General features: G+C 63.9%; 19 protein-coding genes and 1 pseudogene. 8 read left to right on the top strand and 12 right to left on the bottom strand.

What is annotated here, in order from left to right; all coding sequences use genetic code 11:
* Nucleotides 1-86: 86 nt before the first annotated feature.
* The 5 genes and pseudogenes from GA0061098_RS04555 (at nucleotide 87) to GA0061098_RS04535 (ending at nucleotide 3,502) form a co-directional block, all read left to right on the top strand.
* Nucleotides 87-1,283, top strand: coding sequence for an amidohydrolase family protein (locus tag GA0061098_RS04555; RefSeq protein ID WP_091954148.1), 1,197 nt, complete (start codon nucleotides 87-89; stop codon nucleotides 1,281-1,283).
* 110 nt (nucleotides 1,284-1,393) lie between these two features.
* Nucleotides 1,394-2,269: a hypothetical protein gene (locus GA0061098_RS04550; protein WP_091954145.1), complete on the top strand. Its 876-nt coding sequence runs from the start codon at nucleotides 1,394-1,396 to the stop codon at nucleotides 2,267-2,269.
* On the top strand, nucleotides 2,266-2,490 hold the full coding sequence (locus GA0061098_RS04545) for a hypothetical protein (protein WP_091954141.1): 225 nt from the start codon (nucleotides 2,266-2,268) through the stop codon (nucleotides 2,488-2,490). Before GA0061098_RS04550 ends, GA0061098_RS04545 begins: the two co-directional genes overlap by 4 nt.
* A gap of 15 nt (nucleotides 2,491-2,505) precedes the next feature.
* Nucleotides 2,506-2,688, top strand: a pseudogene (locus tag GA0061098_RS04540) (amidohydrolase family protein); the annotation flags it as partial.
* 124 nt (nucleotides 2,689-2,812) lie between these two features.
* Nucleotides 2,813-3,502, top strand: a complete 690-nt coding sequence (locus GA0061098_RS04535; RefSeq protein WP_091954138.1) for a hypothetical protein — start codon at nucleotides 2,813-2,815, stop codon at nucleotides 3,500-3,502.
* A 10-nt stretch (nucleotides 3,503-3,512) separates the two neighbouring features.
* On the opposite strand, the gene GA0061098_RS04530 is transcribed toward GA0061098_RS04535, so the two are convergent.
* The 9 genes from GA0061098_RS04530 to GA0061098_RS04490 all read right to left on the bottom strand — a co-directional run bounded on the left by GA0061098_RS04530 (nucleotide 3,513) and on the right by GA0061098_RS04490 (nucleotide 12,361).
* Nucleotides 3,513-3,899: a hypothetical protein gene (locus GA0061098_RS04530; RefSeq protein ID WP_091954135.1), complete on the bottom strand. Its 387-nt coding sequence runs from the start codon at nucleotides 3,897-3,899 to the stop codon at nucleotides 3,513-3,515.
* 193 nt (nucleotides 3,900-4,092) lie between these two features.
* Nucleotides 4,093-4,548, bottom strand: a complete 456-nt coding sequence (locus tag GA0061098_RS04525) for a MarR family winged helix-turn-helix transcriptional regulator (protein WP_091954132.1) — start codon at nucleotides 4,546-4,548, stop codon at nucleotides 4,093-4,095.
* A gap of 14 nt (nucleotides 4,549-4,562) precedes the next feature.
* Nucleotides 4,563-5,267, bottom strand: coding sequence for an ABC transporter ATP-binding protein (locus GA0061098_RS04520; protein ID WP_091954129.1), 705 nt, complete (start codon nucleotides 5,265-5,267; stop codon nucleotides 4,563-4,565).
* Nucleotides 5,264-6,055: an ABC transporter ATP-binding protein gene (locus GA0061098_RS04515; protein WP_091954126.1), complete on the bottom strand. Its 792-nt coding sequence runs from the start codon at nucleotides 6,053-6,055 to the stop codon at nucleotides 5,264-5,266. Before GA0061098_RS04515 ends, GA0061098_RS04520 begins: the two co-directional genes overlap by 4 nt.
* Nucleotides 6,052-7,941, bottom strand: coding sequence for an ABC transporter permease (locus tag GA0061098_RS04510; RefSeq protein WP_091954124.1), 1,890 nt, complete (start codon nucleotides 7,939-7,941; stop codon nucleotides 6,052-6,054). Before GA0061098_RS04510 ends, GA0061098_RS04515 begins: the two co-directional genes overlap by 4 nt.
* A gap of 187 nt (nucleotides 7,942-8,128) precedes the next feature.
* A complete protein-coding gene (locus GA0061098_RS04505; protein WP_091954121.1) occupies nucleotides 8,129-9,331 on the bottom strand; it encodes an ABC transporter substrate-binding protein in 1,203 nt (400 codons plus the stop codon).
* A 79-nt stretch (nucleotides 9,332-9,410) separates the two neighbouring features.
* Nucleotides 9,411-9,995 (bottom strand): amino acid synthesis family protein, encoded by a 585-nt coding sequence (locus GA0061098_RS04500; RefSeq protein ID WP_018320970.1) that lies wholly within the window; start codon nucleotides 9,993-9,995, stop codon nucleotides 9,411-9,413.
* A gap of 15 nt (nucleotides 9,996-10,010) precedes the next feature.
* Nucleotides 10,011-10,907, bottom strand: a complete 897-nt coding sequence (locus GA0061098_RS04495; RefSeq protein ID WP_091954119.1) for a UPF0280 family protein — start codon at nucleotides 10,905-10,907, stop codon at nucleotides 10,011-10,013.
* Nucleotides 10,904-12,361, bottom strand: coding sequence for a 6-hydroxynicotinate reductase (locus GA0061098_RS04490; protein WP_091954116.1), 1,458 nt, complete (start codon nucleotides 12,359-12,361; stop codon nucleotides 10,904-10,906). Before GA0061098_RS04490 ends, GA0061098_RS04495 begins: the two co-directional genes overlap by 4 nt.
* Nucleotides 12,362-12,611: 250 nt before the next feature.
* Between GA0061098_RS04490 and GA0061098_RS04485 the strand changes: the two genes are divergently transcribed.
* Both GA0061098_RS04485 and GA0061098_RS04480 read left to right on the top strand, forming a co-directional pair.
* On the top strand, nucleotides 12,612-13,094 hold the full coding sequence (locus tag GA0061098_RS04485; RefSeq protein ID WP_091954113.1) for a (2Fe-2S)-binding protein: 483 nt from the start codon (nucleotides 12,612-12,614) through the stop codon (nucleotides 13,092-13,094).
* Nucleotides 13,094-16,618 carry a molybdopterin cofactor-binding domain-containing protein gene (locus GA0061098_RS04480; protein WP_091954110.1) on the top strand — a complete coding sequence of 1,175 codons (3,525 nt, stop codon included), beginning with the start codon at nucleotides 13,094-13,096 and terminating at the stop codon, nucleotides 16,616-16,618. Before GA0061098_RS04485 ends, GA0061098_RS04480 begins: the two co-directional genes overlap by 1 nt.
* Here GA0061098_RS04480 and GA0061098_RS04475 read toward each other — a convergent pair.
* Nucleotides 16,615-17,583: a catechol 2,3-dioxygenase gene (locus tag GA0061098_RS04475; RefSeq protein ID WP_091954107.1), complete on the bottom strand. Its 969-nt coding sequence runs from the start codon at nucleotides 17,581-17,583 to the stop codon at nucleotides 16,615-16,617. The genes GA0061098_RS04480 and GA0061098_RS04475 overlap by 4 nt on opposite strands.
* 418 nt (nucleotides 17,584-18,001) lie before the next feature.
* On the opposite strand from GA0061098_RS04475, the gene GA0061098_RS04470 reads away from it, so the two are divergent.
* Nucleotides 18,002-19,741, top strand: a complete 1,740-nt coding sequence (locus tag GA0061098_RS04470) for an ATP-binding protein (RefSeq protein ID WP_026202466.1) — start codon at nucleotides 18,002-18,004, stop codon at nucleotides 19,739-19,741.
* 280 nt (nucleotides 19,742-20,021) lie between these two features.
* Here the strand turns inward: GA0061098_RS04470 and GA0061098_RS04460 are convergent, their stop codons facing one another.
* On the bottom strand, nucleotides 20,022-21,167 hold the full coding sequence (locus GA0061098_RS04460) for a PepSY-associated TM helix domain-containing protein (protein ID WP_091954104.1): 1,146 nt from the start codon (nucleotides 21,165-21,167) through the stop codon (nucleotides 20,022-20,024).
* A 5-nt stretch (nucleotides 21,168-21,172) separates the two neighbouring features.
* A complete protein-coding gene (locus GA0061098_RS04455; protein WP_245323153.1) occupies nucleotides 21,173-23,242 on the bottom strand; it encodes a TonB-dependent siderophore receptor in 2,070 nt (689 codons plus the stop codon).
* Nucleotides 23,243-23,329: the final 87 nt, after the last annotated feature.

Genomic DNA, 23,329 nt, shown 5'->3' with positions numbered 1-23,329 from the left:
TACACTAATGAATAATCCTGCTTGATCCCGCGGTCAAGGCTGCCCAAGATCGAAAGCGTTGCAGTTAGGAATAAGGAGCCCCTTCCATGGCGCATGACGCACCCCAGGCCACCGGACCCTCGAAGCTCGTGATCCGGAATATCGGCCTGATCCTGTCCGGCGCCCTGGAAAAGCCGATCCTGGATGGCGACACGATCGTCGCCGAGAACGGCAAGATCACCGCGATCGGCCGCTTCAAGGACGTCGACATCGAAGGCGCGACCACGATCGTCGAGGCCAACGGGACCACGGTCGCGCCGGGCCTGATCGACAGCCACGTCCACCCCGTTGCGGGCGACTGGACGCCGCGCCAGAACCAGATCGGGTGGATCGACAGCAACCTCCACGGCGGCGTTACCACCATGATTTCCGCCGGCGAAGTGCACATGCCCGGCCGCCCCCGCGACGTCGTCGGGCTGAAGGCAATGGCGATCTTTGCGCAGCGCGCATTCTGGAATTTGCGGCCGGGCGGCGTGAAGGTTCACGCCGGTGCGCCCGTGATCGAATGCGAGATGGTCGAGGAGGACTTCAAGGAATTGGCCGCGGCCGGCGTCAAGCTGCTCGGCGAAGTCGGCCTTGGCGGCGTCAAGGACGGCCCGACCGCACGCAAGATGGTTGGCTGGGCGCGCAAATACGGCATCCAGAGCACCATCCACACCGGCGGCCCCTCGATCCCCGGCTCCGGCCTGATCGACAAGGACGTGGTGCTGGAGGCCGACACCGACGTGGTCGGCCACATCAATGGCGGCCACACCGCCCTGCCCGACGACCAGATCCGCTGCATCTGTGAGGGCTGCAAGCGCGGCCTCGAGCTCGTGCACAACGGCAATGAGCGCTCCGCCCTGTTCACGCTGCGCACCGCGCGGGAGATGGGCGATCTGCACCGGGTCATCCTCGGCACCGACGCGCCCGCCGGGTCCGGCGTACAGCCGCTCGGCATCTTGCGCATGGTCTCGATGCTGTCCTCGCTCGGCGAGCTGCCGGCCGAGATCGCGTTTTGTCTCGCCACCGGCAACACCGCCCGGATGCGCGAACTCGATTGCGGCCTCATTGAAGTGGGGCGATCCGCTGACTTCGTCATCATGGACAAAGCCCAGCACTCGCCCGGCAAGAACATCCTGGAGAGCGTCCAGCTCGGCGACCTCCCGGGCATCGGCATGACGATCATCGACGGCATCGTGCGGACGCAACGCAGCCGGAACACGCCGCCGGCCGGCCGGGTGCCGGAGGTGGTGGCGAAGTGACGGCACTTGCCGTCATTCCCGGCCGAAGCGGAAGCATCCAAACGTCTACCTAGAATTTTAATTGATCATCACATATCCTGGAAGAATCCCGCTGGATATTTGAGCCACTCATGAACCCCGTCATACGAGCCCAACTACGCGAATTCGCGAAAGCCAATTCTATTACCCTCGACCCAGAAGAGAAACAGTTCGAGATCTACGCGATCTTCTCGATCTTGAGCGGCCTGCTTGGGGAGTCCATCGATTCTTACGACGTTCATCTTGATGGCGACGAATTCGGCGTTGACGGAATAGCTGTCGTTATTCAGGGCGAGCTAGTGCGCGATCGGCAAGAAGCCGATGAGAAGCTGGCCGCCGTCAACAACCCATCTGTCGAATTCATCTTTTTTCAAGCCAAGACCAGCACCGGCTACGACTATGGCGACATCTCGAAATTTTTCGATGCTGTGACTGGCTTCTTTAACGGAGAGTTGAAGGGAGAGAGCGGAGCCGTTGACGAGCTCATCGGGGCAATGGAGGCCGTCTACGAGAAGGTGGGAAAGCGAAATCCGAGGATAAGCTGCTATTACGTAGCAACGGGAAACTATGAAGAGCCGTCCCGAATTGAAAAATTGAAATCAAGCTTTCTCGTCGACCTGGAAGAGATGAATATCTTCGACGACGGCAACACTACCGTCAAGATCGTTGGCGCCCGCGAACTTCAACAATGGTATCGCGCCGCGACGAGTTCCGTTGAGGTGAAGATCGATTTTCCTCGAAACGTCGTGATGCCAAGCAACCGCCACGTAGAGGAAGCCTATATTGGATACTTGGACGCCAGGAATCTTATCAATCTCTACGCAATGAAAGATGCTGATGGGAAGATCATTGGCGTGAACCGCGCCGTCTTCTTCGACAACATCCGCGACTACGATTCTAAATCCAAGATCAATATCGCAATCAAAGAAAGCGTCCGCTCGGGAGAGCGAACAACGTATTTGGTATGAAGAAAGCAAAATTGGTGGCAACTGCCGATGCCATCATCAAACTTTGCAAAGATGAAGAGGGACTAAAAACCTCGGTGATCAACGTCGTATCCATTATCGAAGCTCGTTTGAAGGAAATGGGGATCGCGACTCAGGAACGGGTTCGGGACACGATTCGCTCCGAGGCATTTTCGACGACCTTTAAGGAACGATTGCTGGCTACGGATATCCAGAGCAAATAGGAACTTGCGTATAGCCGATCCGCCGACTTCGTCATCATGGACAAGGCCCAGCACTCGCCCGGCAAGAACATCCTGGAGAGCGTCCAGCTCGGCGACCTCCCGGGCGTCGGCATGACGATCATCGACGGCATCGTGCGGACGCAACGCAGCCGGAACACGCCGCCCGCGGGGAAGGTGCCGGAGGTGGTGGCGAAGTGACGCAGCTGGAGCGGCACACCGCTCCACACCTCCCTCGATGGCGTTGAACAAGTCTGCGACCTGCTGCGTCTAACGCAGGCAGCCCTCGGTGGCGGCAGTTCATTGCTGGACCATCGAGGGAAACATGAAGAACTCATCGCGAATAGCCGTCGGCGTTGCTGGCGCGGTGGCGGGCTATGTCGCGATCTTTGTGCTGTTTTCCCTGTTCGATTTCGGCAACCGCACGGACCCGATCACCTCGGGTCTGTTGGGACTGTTCGTCTACTCCCCCATCGGCGCGATTGCCGGCGCGGTGTTTGCCAACTGGCTGGTGACGCGTTCAGGCGAGGACGCAGGCAATGGCAGCGTCGCGCGCAACAGCCTGAGGTCTCTCGGAATCGTCGTCCTGCTCTGCGTCGCCGGGATCGGCATCTACATCGCCTACGCCTATGCGACGGCGACGCCTTGGCTCAACCGGAACGGCGGCAATCCTCTGCTCGTATTTGAGGTCCGTCTTCCGGCCGGGGTCGCGGTGCCGGCATCAGCCCAGGGCATCACCATCGAATTGCAGACCGACCTCAACACGATGCCGGGCGAAGTGACGCCGGTCGCCTTCTATCGTGACGGCGACCAGCCCGTCATCGCAGGCGAAGTCGAGCTCGCGTTTCGAACCTCACACCGGCAGCTCGCCGTCAATATCGAGGGCCAACCGAGCCGAGTCTATCCGATCGACTTGACGGCCCGGGCGCCGCATACGCCGGAGTTCGGGACCTGGCGGCGGCTCGCCGACGGAAGCGAAATCCGCTACCGCGCCAAATGGCCGGGCAAGACGTAAGCATTCGAGATCAGCGCTTCTTCGCGATCTCACATCGTACATAGGTCTGGCGCTTGGCCTGTCCGACCGGTCCGTTGTCCATCACCAGCTTGCCGTCCACTGCGATGGAGACCCGGGGATTGGAGCGAAACTTCTCGCCCTCGCCTTCGCAAGCGAGCTTCATTTTCCAGCCGAGCTTTCCGTCGGCGGTGATCTCGCTGGCGCGGCACCGCGTCTCGTACCAATACAGCCGATTGCCGCCCTCGATGCTCATGCGGTTGGGGCTATCGTCATCGCGGCAGTCTTTTTTGGTGGACGCCCAGAAGCCCTCGTAGGGCTGCGCGGCAAAGGCAGGCGCGCTGCCCGCCAGCGCCGCACCAAGAGTGAGAACCATCGTTAACTTCGCCGCGACTCTCATAACCAATACCTCGACAAGTCCCTCATCGAGGTTAGTCACCCGTGCCCGCACCTTGTTCAACTGCCGTAGGGTGGGCAAAGCGACTTGTCTGCCATAGCTCGAAGAGCGACGGCGGAAGCGTGCCCACCATTGAGAAGTGGTGGGCACGGCGCTTCGCGCCTTTGCCCACCCTACGAGACCGTCTACGGCACCCTCACCGCAGCTTGTTCAACAGCGCCATCAGCATCTCGCGCTCCCTGGGCTCGAGCGGTGCCAGCGTCTCACGGGTGATGGCGAGCGCATTCGGCGCGACCTTCTCCGAAAGCTGCTGACCGGCGCGCGTCAGGCTCACAAGGAGCCGCCGACCGTCCTCGGGATCCTGACTTGTTTCGGTCAACCCGCGCGCCGTGAGCCGATCGATCACGCCCTTGATGGTCGCGACGTCCATCGCCGTCAGCCGGCCGAGCTGGTTCTGCGAGCACGGCCCGGTCTCGGCGAGTTTCGACAATGCCGCCCACTGCGTCGGCGTCAGATTGGTGCCGATATCGCGGGAGAAGATGGAGCTGTGGCGCTGCCAGACCTGGCGCAGGATGAAACCGACCTGCTCGTCGAGCACGTAAGGCGGTTTTGCCGGTTTGACGCCCTTTTTCACCGCGACACTTCTCGCCATCCGCCCCCCGCCTCTCACAACGACAGATGCGCGTCGCGGATATCCGGACGCGCATCGAGCTCGGCCATGGTGCCGCCGAAGCAGATGCGGCCGCGCTCGATGATGTAGGCGCGATCGGAAATCAGCCGCGCGAAATGCAGATTCTGCTCGGAGACGACGATGCTGACGCCCTCCTTCTTCATGGTCAGGATGGCGTCGACCATCTGCTCCACGATCTTCGGCGACAGGCCCTCCGAGGGCTCGTCCAGCAGCACCAGCGACGGATTGCCCATCAGCGTGCGAGCGATGGTCAGCATCTGCTGCTCGCCGCCGCTCATGCGGCCGCCCGGGCGGTTCTTCATCTCGCCGAGATTTGGAAACAGCGTGAACAGCTTTTCGCGCGTCCAGTATGGCGCGTTTGGACGCTTGGGCTGCTTGCCGACTTCGAGATTTTCCTCCACCGTCAGGTCGGTGAATATCCGGCGCTCCTCCGGCACATAGCCGAGCCCCTCGCGCACGATCTCGTGGGTCGGCTTGGCCGAGACATCCTTGCCCTCGAACATGATGCGGCCGGAACGCTGCGCGACGAGGCCGACGATCGAGCGGAACGTCGTCGACTTGCCGGCGCCGTTGCGTCCGAGCAGCGCAACGACCTCGCCCTCGCCGACTTCGAAGCCGATGTCGAACAGGATATGCGCCGGGCCATAATGGCTGTTGAGGCCCTCGACGGTGAGCTTCATATTGATGCTCCCTCGCGGTGGCGGGCATCGTAGACCAGGCCCTCGCCGAGATAGACCGCCTGCACCTGCGGATTGCCGCGCACCTCGGCTGGCGTGCCCTCCGCAATCAGCGTCCCTCGATTCAGCACGATGATGCGGTCGGCGTGCTCGAACACCACGTCCATGTCGTGCTCGGTGAAGAGCACGCCGATCGACTTCTCCCGTGCGATCTGCGCGGTCAGCCGCATCAGATCGACCCGCTCGCGCGGCGCCATGCCGGCGGTGGGCTCGTCCATCAACAGCAGCTTGGGCTGGTTGGCGAGCGCAACCGCAAGCTCGAGCCGCTTGAGATCGCCATAGGCAAGCTCGCCGCAGGGCCGATCGGCATAGCCGCCCATGCCGACCAGTTCGAGCAGACGGCCAGCCTCGCCGCGGTCGAACTTCGGCGCCGAGCCGAACAGATTGAACAGCTGCTTCCCGTGCGAGATCAGCGCGACCTGCACGTTCTCGCGCACGGTCATGGTGGCGAAGGTCGCGGTGATCTGGAAGGTGCGCCCGCCCCCGAGACGCCAGATCTCGCGCGGCTTCCTGCCCGTGATCTCTTCATCGAGCAGGCGAACATGGCCGGTGTCAGGTTTGTTCTGGCCGTTGAGCATGTCGAAGCAGGTGCTTTTTCCCGCGCCGTTCGGCCCGATCAGCGCCAAAATCTCGCCGGCGCGCAGCGAGAACGACACGCCACGCACGGCGTGAATGCCGCCATAGGATTTGGTCAGACCTTCGACCGCAAGAAGTGGGGGTGCAACACTCATTCGGCAGACTCGATCGGCTTGGCGAGCAAAGGTGATCCCGGCGGCGATGCCTTCCTGCGACGCTGCGCCAGCATCTCCAGCATGCCGACGATGCCCTTGGGGAAGACGACGACGATCAACACGATGAAGCCGCCGAGCACGAGCTTCGACAAATCGGTCTGGCTGACCAGCCAGATGTTAAGGGCCTTGTAGACGATCGCGCCGATCACCGCGCCGGACACCGTCTCGACACCGCCGAGCAGCACCATCACCAGCGCATCGACCGAGAGCGAGATGCCGAGATTGTCCGGGAAGACGCTGCCCTTGAGGTAAGCGAACAGCGCGCCGCCGATGCCGGCGGTCGTCCCTGCGATCACGAAGGCGGTCCACTGGATGCGCTTGGCATTGATGCCGATCGCTTCGGTGCGCAGGAGCGAGTCGCGCGTCGCCCTCAGCGCGTAACCGAATGGCGAGAACACCATCGCCCGCAGTGCGACGGTCACCAGCGCCGCAACGCCGAGCGCCAACCAGTAGAAGTGCGACGGGCTCGCTGCCCATCTTTCCGGCCAGACGCCCAATATGCCGTTGTCGCCGCCGGTGACGCTCACCCATTGGAACGCGATCGACCAGACGATCTGTGCGAAAGCGAGCGTCAGCATCGCGAAGTAGACGCCTGAGAGCTGCACGGCAAAGAAGCCGAACACGGCGGCGCCCATGCAGCCGAGCAGCGGCCCGAGCAGCAGGCACACGATCATCGGCAGCCCCGCCATCTTGGCGAGGAAGGCGACGCCGTAGGCACCGAGGCCGAAATAAGCAGCATGGCCGAAGGACGCGAGCCCGCCGACCGACATCAGGAAGTGCAGGCTGACTGCGAAGATGACGAAGATCGCGATCTCCGAGCCGACGGTCAGCGCGTAATTGCCGGCGAACAGCGGCAGCGTCGCTGCGACCACGAGCGCTGCAAGCGCCATCAGCCGTTCGTTCGACGTCAGCGGCCGCCACGGATTAACGGTGAGCCCCGGCGTCTTGCGTGCGGGCGCCTCCGGTTTGCCGAACAGACCCCACGGCCGGACGATCAGCACCACCGCCATCACCAGGAAGACCAGGATGATGGAAATCTTGGGGAAGATCAGGATGCCGAAGGCATTGAGCTCGGAGACCAGCACCGCCGCGACGAACGCGCCGACGATGCTGCCGAGGCCGCCGATCACGACCACGACGAAGACCTCGACGATGATGCGCAGATCCATCGCGTGATGCACGGCATCCCGCGGGATCTGAAGCGCGCCGCCCAGCGCGGCCAGGAAGACGCCGACCGCGAACACCGACGTAAACAGCCATTTCTGATTGACGCCGAGCGCTGCGACCATGTCACGGTCCTGCGTCGCCGCGCGCACCAGGACGCCCCAGCGCGTGCGCTGAAATAGCAGCCAGAGAATGCCGAGCACGACGGGACTGAGCACGATCAGGAACAGATCGTAGCTCGGGATGTTCTGGCCAAAGAAATCGATGGCGCCCCTGAAGCCGGGCGCACGGCGGCCGACGAGATCGTCGGGTCCCCAGATCAGCACCACGAGATCCTCGACCATCAAGGTCAGGCCGAAAGTCGCGAGCAGCTGGAACAGCTCCGGCGCGTGATAGATGCGGCGAAGCAGCACCATCTCGACCAGCACGCCGATCAGCGCCACGGCAATCGCGGCCAGCACGATACTGCCCCAGAAGCCGAACGCGCCCGACAGGCGCTCCGTCAGCGTGAAGGCAATGTAGGCGCCGATCATGTAGAAGGCGCCATGCGCGAAATTCACGATCCGCGTCACGCCGAAGATGATCGACAGGCCCGAGGCCACCAGGAACAGCGACGCCGCGCTGGCGAGACCGGTCAGAAACTGTACGACGTAAAAGGCCATCGGCGGTCCGGGTTGGTGTTGGGTCTCATCCCTCCCCACGCGGAAAGGGCGAGCTTCGTAGGGTGGGTTAGCCCAGCGACTGCGCGAAGCGCAGTTGCCTCGGCGTAACCCACCTCTTCTCGTTCTGCAGATGCAGACCGTGGTGGGTTACGCCTTCGGCTAACCCACCCTACGGCGGCAGCGGGGATCAATCCTTCGGACGCAGCTTCTCGACTTCGGCATCGCTGGGCAGATAGTCCGAGCCCTTCTTGTAGGACGAATCCACCATCACGCCCTTGCCGTCCTTCAGCGCGGTCTTGCCGACAAAGGCACCGAGCGTCGACTGATGGTCGATCTTGCGGAAGGTGATCTCGCCGAATGGCGAGGGCATCGACAGTCCCTCCGCCGCGGTGATCAGCTTCTCCGGATCGGTCGAGCCCGCCTTCGCCAGGATCGCGGCGGCCGCCTTGATGGTCTGGTAGCCGACGATCGAGCCGAGGCGCGGATAGTCGTTGTACTTGGCCTGGTACGCCTTCAGGAACGCGTCATGCTCGGGCGTCTTGATCGAGTACCAGGGGTAACCGGTGACGATCCAGCCCTCGGGCGTCTCATCCTTGAGCGGATCGAGATATTCCGGCTCGCCGGTCAGGAACGAGACGACCTCGCGCCCCTTGAACAGGCCGCGGGTGTTGCCTTCGCGCACCAGCTTGACGAGGTCGGCACCGAAGGTGACGTTGAGGATCGCTTCCGGATTGGCGGCGGCAACCGCCTGCACCACCGGGCCCGCGTCGATCTTGCCCTGCGGCGGCCACTGCTCGTCGACCCACTGGATGTCCGGACGCTTCTCCGACATCAGCTTCTTGAACACGGCAACTGCGGACTGACCGTATTCGTAGTTCGGCGCGATCGTCGCCCAGCGCTTGGCGGGCAGCTTTGCGGCTGCTTCCACCAGCATCGCCGCCTGCATGTAGTTGGAAGGACGCAGGCGGAAGGTGTACTTGTTGCCCTTCGACCAGGTGACGGCGTCCGTCAGCGGCTCGGCCGCGAGGAAAAACACCTTCTTCTGGTTGGCGAAGTCGCTGACGGCAAGGCCGATGTTCGACAGGAACGTACCCGTCAGCATCGCGACGCCCTCGCTCGACACCAGCTCGTTGGCTGCGGTCTGCGCGTCCGCCGGCTTGCCGCCGTCGTCCTTCGAGATCACAACGAGCTTCTTGCCGTTGATGCCGCCGGCCGCGTTGATCTCTTCGACCGCGAGCTGCCAGCCCTTGCGATAGGGCTCGGTGAAAGCCGGCAGCAGCGAATAGCTGTTGATCTCGCCGATCTTGATGTCCTGCGCCAAGGCCGAATGAGCCATGCCGCCCGCCAGAAGCGCAAAGGCCGCGCCGACGATGTAATTTCTTGCTCGCATCCCAACCTCCAGTTTTTGAGTTCTATGTCTCGATCACGATCTTGCCGGAGAGGCTGTGCCCGCATCTCCGGATCATGCCCTATCTCAGACCGTCCTCGCCCTTTACTTCCGCAACCGTGAGCCCGCCGACGCGCGGCAAAGGACGGCCGCTATCGGTGACGGCGACCGCGACCATGATCTCGTTGGCACGCGGCGCGTCGTTGATCTGCACTTCCATGCCGTCGAAATGGCTGCGCACGAAGGCGGCGTCCTTGTGCCCAAGCGGGATGTCGAGCGTCGTGCCCGGACCGCTGCGCTTCTTCGACGACGGGATCAGGGCCGCGCCCTTGCTCAGCACCTTGCGCACCGGCGCGCCCATCTTGGGGTGGAGGATCGCGGCGGCATGCTCCAGTTCGCCGTTCTCGCCGACAGCGGCAGCCTTGCCGTAGCTCTGCGCCTTCGCGCCATCGATGCCGAGCGCCGCCACGGCGCGCTTCGACAAGAGCTCGCCGAGCTCCTCGCCGATCGCGATCAGCGGGGAGAGATCCTCGACATATTGTCCGGCAAAGGGATTTTCGATGACGGCGATCGCAGCCGCGCGCCGGGTCGGCGGCGAGACCTGGCGGCCCATCTCCATCTGCGTCTCTTCGACGACGGTGACGATCTTGCGGATGATCGCGCTCATGTTTCGCTTCCCTGTTCAGGCACAGACCGCGTTCTCCAGCGCAAGCGGGCGCGTTCGTTGCTCTTCTATATCCTTAGGTCCGATGACAAGCATATCACCACAAAGCCGCACCACGGCACCCTCGATCAATCCGCGATCGAACAATTGGCGTGCACATTCCGCGCCAGATTCGAGCGCCGTCGCGATCTCGTCCTGCGACAACTCGCCGACGTCGCGGGTGACGAGGCGCGAGCCGAGATCGCTGTCGGGCTGAAGCTCGTTTGCGGGCGTCCGGATGATGGCGGGATGCCCGGGCAGATCGACGGCGTTGGCTATGACCGTGGCAGCCGCATCGGCCTGCGACGCCGTTGCCGCCAGCACCGTCACCGCGTCGGCAATGCCGAGCGAAAAGCTGCGGCCGTGGCGTCCGCTGGTCGCGATGCCGCGCACGGGGTCATCCGCAGCCACCCTCATCGTTCGCATCACGCCAGCGCGATCGGGTCGGTCCATCAGGCCGATCGAAAAATGCTCGCCCTTGCCGAGATGGAGCGCGATGTCGCCACCGTTATTGACATAGGCCTGATCGAGCATCGCAGCGCCCAGCATGGCGCCCAAAATTTCCTCCGCCACGCTACCGGCAACAGCCGCCATCTGCGTGATGAAGCAGTTGGCGGCGTAAGGCGCGACCGCGGCGTGCATCCGGCGCGCCACCACGCCCGTCAACGCAGTCCGCTTCCCGGCGGCCGTCCGCAGCTCCGGCAGCTCCGCGCAGAGTTCGTCGAGCAGTCCGGTGAAGCGGCGCGCGGCCGCCTCATAGGCCGCACGCACATCGTCCGTGCGCCCCCTCGCCTCAATGACCAGATCAATCGGTCCATCCTGCAAATGCAGCCGCCGGCCATCAGACAGCAATGCGATTTGCGGGAGCCTTGTCATGCCCGAGGCCCTGGGATCGGGTTCTGCCAGGGCAGCTGGCGGACATCGTCGCCGTTCTGGACCTCTGAGAGCGGCTTCACGTAATCCATGTGCCCGCCGAGCGCGGCATAGTCGGACAGCTTCATCGTGAACTCGATCGGCGCAACCAGCGCCGGCGTCGGCACGTAGCCGAACGCGCCCGCCGGCATCTGCGTCACGTCGACCATGTAGGTGATGCCGCCGCCAGGCCAGACATAGACCGGCGCGCCGCCACTGGTGACGCGCGTCAGCGCATCCTTCACCGAGCGCGTCAGCCGCACCGGATTGTCAGTGACACCGGCGCGCAGCGAGCCGCCGGCACCGGCCATGAACAGCACCGTGCACAGCGCCGGCTCGCAATTCTCCTGGATGCGCTCGACCGAGAATTTCAGGTCGTCAGGCATCTCGGTCTCAACCGGCTTCAGGCCCTCGTCGAGCACATAGTAAGACGAATGCTCGCCGGTCGTGGAGACCATCAGCATCGAGAGACCCGGTTTTGCTTCCTTGGCGTCGAACGGCCCGAGGATCGCGAGCGGATCAGAGATGTTGGTCCCGCCCCACCCCGTGCCGGGATCGGCGACCTGGAAATAGCGGCCGGGCGTCGAGCGGCGGCCCTTCATCTTGATGCCGGTGTCGGCGATGTCGAGCAGCTTGCCGGCCTGATGCTCCGAGAGCACGCCAGTGATGTGGTCGTCGACCACGACGACCTCGTCGACCTTGCCGTGCCATTGCTTGGCGAACATGCCGATCGTCGCCGAGCCGCAGCCGACGCGCATGCGCTCTTCTTTCATGCCGTTGACGATCGGCGGTTGGCCGGCCTGCACCACGACGCTCGCGCCGCCGTCGATGGTCAGCTCCACCGCCTTGCAATTGGCGAGGTCCATCAGCGTGTCGCAGGTGATGCGGCCCTCCTTCTTGGAGCCGCCGGTGAGATGATGCACGCCGCCCAGCGACAGCATCTGCGAGCCGTATTCGCTGGTGGTGACGTGGCCGACCGCCTCGCCCTGCGCGCGCACGGTCGCGGTCTCCGGCCCGAGATAGCGATCGGTGTCGATCTTCACCTTGATGCCGCAATAGGAGAAGATGCCCTCGGTGACCACAGTCACCATGTCGACGCCGTCGACCTCCGCAGAGACGATGAACGGCGCCGGCTTGTAGTCGGGATAGGTCGTGCCCGCACCGATCGCAGTCACAAAGGTGGAAGGTTCATGGACGATCTTGCCGTCCCAATCTTCGGTGCGGCTGAACGGGACCAGCTTGCCGCCATGCGAGACCGTGCGCTCCAGGATCACATGCGGATCGACGCGGACGAGCTTGCCGTCGTGGTTGGCGTAGCGATCGCAGGCGCCCGCCGCCCCCGGCTTGATGTAGCACATCACCGGACAGGCATCGCAGCGGATCTTGTCGATAGCAGTGCTCGTCGTTTCCATCACCATGTCAGAGCCAGCGAGACCGCGGTTATCATTCGTATACGAACGATGGTGCGCGCGCCCCGGATAGCTGTCAAGCGGCGGTGCAGCGCAAAAGATGCGGCTGCTGCATAAAACTTCATTTGCCTATCCGTTCTGTCCACAAAGAAGGCAGTCGCGCTGCAGTGCGGCATGCATGGCTTGCACGTTTGTGTACAAACGGTATCGTCGCGATGGAGATTTTCGCCATGACTTGGCCGAGCGCTTGGAAACGAGGATGACGCAGACACCGATCCGCCTCACCGTGAACGGGAGGATCCACGAGGTCGCTGCAGCGCCGGAGACGCCGCTGCTCTACGTGCTGCGCAACGACCTCGCGCTCAACGGACCGAAATATGGTTGCGGCCTCGGCGAATGCGGCACCTGTGCTGTCCTGATCGATGGGGCCGCGGCCCGCGCCTGCGTGATTCCCATCAGCGGCTGCGCCGGCCGCGACATCGTGACGCTCGAAGGGCTCGGCACGCGCGACAAGCCTGACGTGGTGCAGCAGGCCTTCATCGACGAACAGGCCGCGCAATGCGGCTATTGCCTCAACGGCATGATCATGACCACCAAGGCGCTGCTCGCGATCAACCCGCGGCCGACCGAACAGGAGGCGCTGGCGGCGCTGCGCTACAATCTCTGCCGCTGCGGCACACATGTCGAAATCCTGCGCGCCGTGATGCGCGCTTCCGGCCAGCTCACCGAGGCCGTTGATTGATGGCCTCCCCTGCCCCTGATGGAGCTGAGCGCCAATCCGGCTCGCTCGTCGTTGCCCGCACCGTGGACGAGCTCACATCCGAGACGTTCATCCGCATCACTGCGGATGGCTCGGTCAGCGCCTATAACGGCCATGTCGATCTCGGCACCGGCATCCGTACCGCGCTCGGCCAGATCGTCGCCGAGGAGCTGGATGTGTCCTTTGCGCGCGTCGTCGTGGTGCTCGGCGACACTGCGGTGGTGCCGAACCAGGGCGCGACGATCGCGAGCGAGACCATCCAGATCACCGCTGTTCCCCTGCGCAAGGCCGCGGCGCAAGCGCGCCACTTCCTGATCGCGCGCGCGGCCGAGCGGCTGGAACTGTCGGCGGCCGATCTCAGGATCGAGGACGGCCTCGTGCGCGGGCACGACAATCGCAGCGTCAGCTACGGCGAATTGATCGGCGACGAGACGATCCGCCTGGAGCTGGCCGACGACGTCACCGTCAAGGCGGTCGGCGATTATGCCATCGTCGGCCAGTCGATGCCGCGCGTCGACCTGCCCGCCAAGGCCACGGGCGAATTGACCTTCGTCCACGATATCCGTGTCCCCGGCATGCTGCACGGCCGCGTGGTGCGCCCGCCCTATGCCGGCGTCGATGCCGGTCCGTTCGTCGGCACCAGTTTGATCGCGGTCGACGAATCCTCGGTGCGCGACATTCCCGGGCTTGTCGCCGTGGTGCGCATCGGCGACTTCGTCGGAATCGTCGCCGAGCGTGAGGAAAATGCGAACCGTGCGGCCGAGCAGCTTGCAGTCAGCTGGAAGCCGACGCCGGCGTTGACCGATCTTTCCAACGTCGAGACCGCGCTGCGCGCCAATCCATCGAGGCCGCGCACGCTGATCGACAAGGGCGACGTCGATGCGGCGATATCAGGCGCAGCCAAGCCGATGCAGCGCACTTACGTGTGGCCGTATCAGATGCACGCCTCGATCGGCCCGTCCTGCGCCGTCGCGGATTTTCAGGACGGCAATATCCGGGTCTGGTCGGGCACGCAAAATCCGCACGTGCTGCGCAGCGACCTCGCATTGTTGGTCGAGCGTCCCGAGAGCGAGGTCGAGGTGATCCGGCTGGAAGCCGCCGGCTGCTACGGGCGCAACTGCGCCGACGATGTCACGGCGGATGCAGTGCTGCTGTCGCGCGCCGTCGGCCGGCCCGTCCGCGTACAGCTGACACGCGAGCAGGAGCACGCCTGGGAGCCCAAGGGCACCGCGCAGCTCATCGACGTCAATGGCGGTCTGGATGCGAACGGCGGTATCGCAGCGTATGATCTCGCCACGCGTTATCCCTCGAACGCTGCGCCGACGCTGGCGCTGCTGCTCACCGGTCGCATTCCATCCGAGCCTGCCGTGCTGCAGATGGGCGACCGCACGGCGATCCCGCCCTACGATTACGACCACATGCGCGTCGTCGCCCATGACATGCCGCCGATCGTCCGCGCCTCCTGGTTCCGCGGTGTCTCCGCGCTGCCGAACACCTTTGCGCACGAGTCCTACATCGACGAAGCCGCGACCGAGGTCGGCGTCGATCCGATCGAATACCGCCTGCGCTACCTCAAGGACCAGCGCGCCGTCGATCTCGTCAATGCCGTGGCCGAGCGCGCGGGCTGGACGCCGCGGCCGGTGCGCGAAAAGAAGGACGGCGAGATCGTGCACGGGCGCGGCTTTGCCTATGCGCTCTACGTCCACAGCAAGTTTCCCGGCTACGGCGCGGCGTGGTCGGCCTGGATTGCCGACGTCGCGGTGAACAAATCGACCGGCGATGTCAGCGTGACGCGCGTGGTTGCGGGACAGGATTCCGGATTGATGATCAATCCGGACGGCGTCCGCCACCAGATCCACGGCAACGTCATCCAGTCCACCAGCCGCGCGCTGATGGAGGAAGTCTCGTTCGAGCGCGGCGCGGTGGCGGCGCGCGAATGGGGCGCCTATCCGATCATCCCTTTCCACGACGTGCCCAAGATCGACGTGCTGATGCTGCCGCGTCAGGACCAGCCACCGCTCGGCGTCGGCGAATCCGCGTCGGTCCCGAGCGCGGCGGCGATAGCGAATGCGATCTTCGATGCCACCGGCGTGCGCTTTCGCGAGCCGCCCTTTACGCCCGAACGCATCCTGAGGGGATTGCACGGTGAAACACCGCCCGTGCCGCAGGCCCTGCCCGCGCCCGCCGCGCCGCCGCCGCCGTCGCGCATCTGGCAGAATCCCTTCGCCAAACGCGCCAGCCTCTTCGCGGCGATTGCCGCCGTCTGCACTGCCGCGATCGGCATCGGCGCGGCGCTGCTGCCGGGGCGCGCGATTGCGCCGATCGCGCGACCCGACGCATCGGTCTATTCAGCCGCGACGATCGCACGGGGAGAGCAGCTTGCTGCGCTCGGCAATTGCGCGGAGTGCCACACCAATATCGGCGGCGTACTCAATGCCGGCGGCCGCGTATTGGAGACGCCATTCGGCACGATCTATTCAACCAACATCACCTCCGACGTCGAGACCGGCATCGGCGCCTGGTCCTATCCCGCCTTCGAGCGCGCAATGCGCGACGGCTTGCATCGCGACGGCCGGCAGCTCTATCCTGCATTTCCCTACACACACTTCTCCAAGACAAGCGAAGCCGACCTTCAGGCGCTCTATGCCTATCTGATGGCGCAGCCTGCAGTGCGCGCGACGGCGCCGGCGAACACGCTCGCCTTCCCGTTCAATCTGCGCCCGTTGCTAGCGGGATGGAATGCGCTCTTCCACCAGGCAAAGGAATTCAAGCCCGACCCCACCAAGTCCGAGGCCTGGAATCGCGGCGCCTATCTCGTCGAGGGCCTCGGCCATTGCAGCGGCTGCCACTCGCCGCGCAACGCGCTCGGCGCCGAGCAGCGCGGGGCCTATCTAGCCGGCGGCTTCGCCGAGGGCTGGGAGGCACCGCCGCTGACCTCGCTCTCTCACGCCCCGATCCCGTGGAGCGAGGACGAGCTGTTCGCCTACTTGCGCACCGGCCATTCGCGCTATCACGGCGTCGCCGCCGGCCCGATGGCGCCTGTTGTCAGGGATCTCAAGGCCTTGCCCGATCAGGACATCCGCGCGATGGCGGTCTATCTCAACTCGTTCAACGACACTGCGGCCGATGCGCCTGCGCTCGCGGTAAAACTCGAGGGCGCAACGCAAGTCACCGTCGCCTCGTCCACCGGCGCGCGGCTCTATCAGGGCGCCTGCGCCGTCTGCCACGAGGTCGGCGGCCTGCCGCTGTTCGGCAGCCGTCCCTCGCTCGCGCTCAACAGCAATCTGCACAGCGCGACATCGGACAATCTCGTGCAGGTGATCCTGCACGGTATCGCTGAGCCGGTGTCGAGCGACCTCGGCTACATGCCCGCATTCAGGAACAGCATGAGCGAGGCGCAGGTGGAGGAACTCGTCAGCTTCCTGCGCGGCCAGTTCGCGCCGGACAAGCCGGCGTGGACCGGCGTGCGCGAGACGATTGCGCGGGTGCGCAATTCAATCCACTAAGCGTGCTTCTTCACTTCCACCGGCGGCGTGCCGTGGGTGTGGAAGGACTCGATCGTCTTCAGCCCCCACGCCTGGCCCTTCTTGCGCTCCTCCTCGGTCCACACGATCGGCTTCCAGTCCGGCGCGAGGATCAGGCGGGCGCCGGCATTGGCGACTTCGACGCGGTTGCCGCCGGGCTCGTAGACGTAGAGGAAGAAGGTCTGCTGGATCGCGTGCTTGTGCGGGCCGGTCTCGATGTGGATGCCGTTCTCCAGGAAGATGTCGGCAGCGCGCAGAATTTCCTCGCGGCTGTCGAGCGCGTAGGTGACGTGGTGGAAGCGACCCGGCACGCCTGAATGGTCGAGCGAATAGGCGAAATCGTAGCTCTTGTTCGACATCGTCAGCCACATCGCTGCTTCCCGGCCGTCGTTGAGCACGATCTGCTCGGTGAGGCGGCAGCCGAGGTAATTCTCGAAGAACTCACGGTTGGCCTTGATGTCGACGGCGAGGCAGTTGAGATGATCGAGGCGGCGGACATTGACGCCGCGCGCGGGAAACCGCTGCGCCTGGTTCTTCAGCGCCGGCTTCAGCTCGGGCGGCGCCTGATACCATTCGGTCTCGTAATAGAGCTCGACGATGTGGCCGTCAGGGTCGCGGCAGCGGAAGGTCGGCCCCTGCCCCATGTCGCCGTCGATCCAGCCGATGTCGAAGCCGGAGCCTTTTAGCGCGGCGACGCGGCGGTCGAGCGCCTGCTGGCTGCGCGCGCGCAGCGCCATGTGCTCCATGCCCGAAGTCTTGGACGCCGTGAGCTTGAGCGAATAGCGCTCGTAATCGTCCCAGCCGCGTAAGTAAACCGACTCGCCCTTCTGGCCGCTGACAGTCATGCCCATGACGTCGACGAAGAATTTCAGGCTCTCATCCGGCTTGGGCGTCAGCAGCTCCATATGGCCGAGATGAGCGAGATCGAGGATCGGTTCGGGCTGCATGCTTTCCTCCAGGGCACAGCTGGCGATCCGCCGACCGGATCGCGTCATCGGGCGCAAGGCTGCAACGCGCTCAGCGCCCGGAGACGGTCACGATGCCCGCCAGCCTATTTGTACTAATGTACAAATGATTAGGTCCCGTCAACAAATCAAACACCCCCTGGTGGAAGGAAGACGTCCCCCGAACGGTGGAACTGACTGGCCGGATGGTAAAGTGTTCCTTAATTGCCTATCGGCGCCAATGGCGCGAAATTGCGCCAATTTCCCGCCGTTTCCGCCAGTAGGTATGCAATCGGAACAAACCTCGCGGCCGAATTGTCGCGGATTTAACGAAGTGCCCGCGCCTGGCGCTTAACCGTTTGTGCAGCCGCGGCCGCGCATAGTCCGGGCAAATCCCTCGCTCTCGCCAGGTTCATTCATCGTGACATCCTTTGGACGCGTGATTTCGGTTCGCGGATCGCTGGCCCGGGTCGGGCTGCTGGCAGAAAGCCAGATGCCGATCTCGGAAGTTCGGGCGACCGTAGGCCGCTTCGTCAGTATTCGCAGCGCCAGCTCGGTCATCGTTGCGATGATCACCGAGGTGTCCTGCGAGAACCTGTCGAGCAGCGACAGTTATATCGCGGTTGCCTCGGTCGACCTGCTCGGCGAGATCCTCAACGCCAGCGACAAGCCGAAATTCCAGCGCGGCGTCACCAACTATCCGACCATCGGCGATTCCGTCGATCTGATTACCAGCCAGGAGTTGCGCACGATCTACGCGCCGACCGGCTCGGACCAGATCAATGTCGGCTTCCTCCAGCAGGATCGCTCGGTCGTCGCCTATGTCGATGTCGAGGAAATGCTGTCCAAGCATTTTGCAGTGCTGGGATCGACCGGCGTCGGCAAATCCACCGGCGTGTCGCTGCTGCTCAACGAGATCCTGAAGGCGCGCCCGAACCTGCGCATCTTCCTGCTGGACGTGCACAACGAATATGGCCGTTGCTTCGGCGACCGCGCGCTGGTGCTCAACCCTCGAAACCTGAAGCTGCCGTTCTGGCTGTTCAATTTCGAGGAAATCGTCGACGTGCTGTTCGGCGGCCGCGCCGGCGTGCCCGAGGAGCTCGACATCCTGGCCGAGGTGATCCCGCTCGCCAAGGGGGTGTACACCCAATACCAGAACGCCGACCGCATCGGCCTCAAGCGCATCGATCCCAAGCAGATCGGCTACACCGTCGACACCCCGGTGCCGTACCGCCTGGTCGACCTGATGTCGCTGATCGACGAGCGCATGGGCAAGCTCGAGAACCGCTCCTCGCGCATCATCTATCACAAGCTGATCTCGCGCATCGAAGCGGTGCGCAACGACCCCCGCTACGCCTTCATGTTCGACAACGCCAATGTCGGCGGCGACACCATGGCCGAGGTCATCAGCCATCTGTTCCGCCTGCCGGCGAACGGCAAGCCGATGACGGTGATGCAGCTCGCCGGCTTCCCGGCCGAGGTCATCGATTCCGTCGTCTCGGTGCTGTGCCGCATGGCCTTCGATTTCGGCCTGTGGAGCGACGGCGTCTCGCCGCTGCTGTTCGTCTGCGAGGAAGCGCATCGCTACGCCTCCGCCGACCGCAACATCGGCTTCGGCCCGACCCGCAAGGCGGTGTCGCGCATCGCCAAGGAAGGCCGCAAATACGGCGTCTATCTCGGCCTCATCACCCAGCGTCCGGCCGAGCTCGACGCCACCATCATCTCCCAGTGCAATACGCTGTTCACGATGCGACTTGCCAACGAGCGCGACCAGGCGCTGCTGCGCGCCGCGGTGTCGGACGCCGCCGCAAACCTGCTCTCCTTCGTGCCTTCGCTCGGCACGCGTGAAGTGCTGGCCTTCGGCGAAGGCGTCGCACTGCCGACCCGGTTGCGCTTCAAGGAGGTGCCGCCGCACCAATTGCCGCGCGGCGAGGCTACCATCAGCAGCGTTCCTTCGGTCACCTCCGGCCACGACATGCACTTCGTCAGCGCCGTGCTCGAACGCTGGCGCGGCGCCACCTCGCAGCGCGACGTGCCGAACGACCCTGTGTTCTCGGCTCCGCCCGCCAAGACGCTCTCCAACGTCGAGGCCCCGATGCTGCAGCCCTCGATGGGGCTCGATCCGGACCGCTTCTCGCTCCTGAAGAAGCCGCTGCGGTAAAGACTCTCGTGTCCCCGCTGCAGCGTGAAAACGCTGCTGTCAGAGCCCGATCGGCATCCATAGACCTCAGCGCGGTTGATCCGCGCGACGCCAGCAGAAGATGGCCAGAACGACCGGCAGCGACAATGCCAGCCACGAAAGAGCGTCCCAGACACCGTCTCCGACGAGCGCAAGGCCGAGCCCTGCGCCGCAGATGACGCCGACAAGGACAGGCCAGCGGAAGACATCCCATGCGCTTCTGTGGACCCGAGGCTGGTTCCGGGAGGGAATGGCCATAGGACTAGACGCCGACTGCCGCGGACCGGCCCGCGTCGAGCCGCTTGCGGCGGACCGAGGATTTCCGCCGCGCGATCCAGAGATAGATCCCGCTGACGAGGACGATGATCGTGATGAAGTCCAGCAGCGCCCAAATGATTTTCAGCGGAAGCCCGCCATAGTCCCCGAAATGCAGCGGGCGCGAGACCTGAAGCGTCTTCAGATACCAGGGCACCTCGGGGGCCACGATCGTCTTGCCGTCATTGGCGTCGACGAGCATCGGCTGGAGCATGCGCGCCGTGAAGGGCGTCGCGCCCTTGGTCCAGATGACCAAGTGCTGCGGGCTGCCGAAGCGTGCCGATGTCGGCATCGTCACCGAGGTGACCAGACGATCCGGAAATCTCGCGCGGACGAGCTCGACGGCAGTCTGAACCGACGGGATCGGAGCCACGGGCTTGCCTAGATGAGGCGCCAGCAAGACCGGGATCAACTGCGCGCGCCACAGGTCGAACAGCGGCGTCGCCAGCGTGTTGATCATGCCGGTGAGACCCACCACCGTCGCCCAGGTCACGGTAACGATGCCGAAGAGATTATGGGTGTCGAGCCATTCGGCGCGAGGCGATGATCGCCGTCGGATCGTGCCGAAATCGAGCCGGCGCATGAACGGCCAATAGACGATCACGCCGGAGATGATCGACGCGGCGAACACGAGACCCATCGCGCCGAGAAACAATTCGCCCGGCAGGCCTGCAAACATGTCCTTGTGAATTCGCAACACGAAATCCATGACGCTCTGATGTGGAGCCTCCTCCCCGAGCATTTCGGCCGTCCGCGCATCGAACGTTAGACGATGGAAGTTACCCGGCGCCGGGACAGCGGTCGGAGACACCGCGACCGTCACCAGCGGCTCCGTCTGCTTGAGATTGAGAAGCAGGACGTAGTGCCCCGGAAAGCGCGCTTGAGCCGCAGCGATCATCCGGTCGAGCGAGAGACGCGGCGTTCCCTCCGGCATGGCGGGCGCCGCGATCTCATCCTCGAGCAGATCGTCGATCTCGTCGTGGAAGACCAGCGGAAGCCCGGTCACGCACAGCATCAGCAGAAACAGCATGCACACCAGCGACGTCCAGGTGTGAATGCGCGACCATAGCCGGATCGTGCGTGCCTGAACCATGATCTCTACCAGCGATAGCTGACGGTGCCCGTGATGGTGCGCGGGCTGGTGTATTGGCAGCCGCCGTTCGCCGTGCAGGCAAGCGTGACGCGATCGGCGATGTTCTTCACGTTGAGCGCCAGGTTGACGCCCTTCGGCTGGCGATAATGCAGGCCGGCATCGAACACGACGTAGCCCTCGTTGACGATGGTGTTGGTGATATCGGCGAAGGTCGGCCCGTTGTAGCGGACGCCGCCGCCAAGACCCCAGCCATCCCATGTGCCGCCCTGGATAGTGTAGTCGAGATAGGCCGACGCCATCTGGCGGGCGACCAGCGTCGGCACCTTGCCGAGGTCGGTGCCAGTGCTCTGCGTCACCTTCACATCCTGGTTGGTGTAGGTCGCCACCAGGTTCAGCCCGGGCATGATCTGCGCCAGCGTCTCGAACTCGAAGCCGCGCGAATTCACTTCGCCGAGTTGGACCGAGAAGCCGAGATGCGATGGATCGCTCGTGAGCGAGTTTTGCCGCGTCAAGTCATACAGCGCCACCGTCATCAACAAGGTCCGCGACGGTTGATATTTGACGCCGATCTCATGCTGCTGCGCCCTCGTCGGCTTGAACGGGCTGCCCGCAAAGTCCGTGCCCGGCGTCGGCAGAAACGATTCCGAATAGCTGTAGTAAGGCGCCACTCCGGAATCGAACACGTAGGAGACGGCTCCTCGCTTGGTGAAGGCCGTGTCCTTGGTGTCGGTGGTCTTGTTGGTCGCCAAGGCGTAGGTGTTCTGTTCCGAGGCGTCGTAACGTCCGCCCAACGTGAAGATCCAGTTCTGGATCTTCATCTGGTCCTGCGCATAGACGCCGACTTGGTCGATCGTCTGGTTCGCCGAGGGGGCGGTGAGCGCAGTCGGAACCGCGATGGTTTGGTCATAGACGGGATTGATCTTGCTCAGCGGCGGTGCAGCTCCGAAATAGGTCCGGTCCGTCATGTTGAACGTCAGATAGTCGACGCCGGAGACCACCGTATGTTGGAGCGGCCCGGTGCTGAACTTGCTGATCAGGTGGTTGTCGGTCGACAGGGTGTCGATCTGCTCCCGGATACGCATCGAACGTCGCGGAAAAACCGTGGTCGTATCGAGCGGAGTTCCGATGAACGTCAGATACCGATAATCGAGCTCGGTGTGGCCATAACGAGCCCTGGATTCGAAGATCAGGTTGTTGTTGAAGCGGTGCTCGAGCTGGTAGCCGACACGCTCCTGCTCCTGGTCGAATTTGTTGTAGCTGGGGTCGCCGAGAAACACCGGCAATGCCGTGATGCCGGTGACCTTCCCGCCCGTCACATGGACCATCGACAGCGGAAAGGCATTTCCAGTCACATCGTGCGTGTAGTCGGCGAGAATGGTCAGCGTCGTATCGTTGGTCGGCTTCCAGGTCACGGCCGGGGCGATATAGGTCCGGTTGTCCTTCACGAAATTCGAGAAGTTCGCGATCTGCGCATCGGAATCCCTGAACACGCCGGTCAGCCGATAGAGCAGCGTACCGTCCTTGGTCGCGGGACCGCCGAAATCGAAAGCGCCCTGGAAGCGGTCGTAATTGCCGAACTGGCCGACGATCTCGCCGAAGGCCCGTTCGGGCGGCCGCTTGCTGATGACGTCAACGAGGCCGCCCGGCGCGCCCTGCCCGTACATGACCGAGCTCGGTCCCTTGATGACGTCGATGCGTTCGAAGCCATAGGGCTCGTTGCGGAACAGCGACAAGAAGTTGGGATCGCCGACCTCACGAAGCCCGTCGCGATAGGCACCGTAGCCATTGTTGTCGAAGCCGCGGATGAAGACGTTGTCGAAGCGCGGGTCTTTGCCGCCCGGCTGGATGGCGAGACCTGCGACATACTGCAATCCTTCGACAAGCGTCGTGGCCGAGCGCGCATCGAGCTGATCGCGGCTGACCACCGAAACGGATTGAGGTGTCTCAAGAATAGGTGTGTCGGACTTCATCGCAGCCGAGCTGACGACGGGCACAAACCCCTTCACCGGATCCGTACCGCGTTCCACCGCAGCGGAGGCCGGCTGAGAACCGGCCTCGGCAGCCTGTCCTGCCACGCGCGATCGCGCACGTCGGACACTCGCAGATCGCGAGCTGCGCGATGTCGTGACCTGACGCTTGTTCGCGCGGCCTTGCTCGACCAC

The organism is Bradyrhizobium shewense, from assembly GCF_900094605.1.
GTDB lineage: Bacteria > Pseudomonadota > Alphaproteobacteria > Rhizobiales > Xanthobacteraceae > Bradyrhizobium > Bradyrhizobium shewense.
The sequence above is the reverse complement of the archived record's forward strand: the minus strand, read 5'-3'. Positions and strand labels throughout refer to the sequence as shown.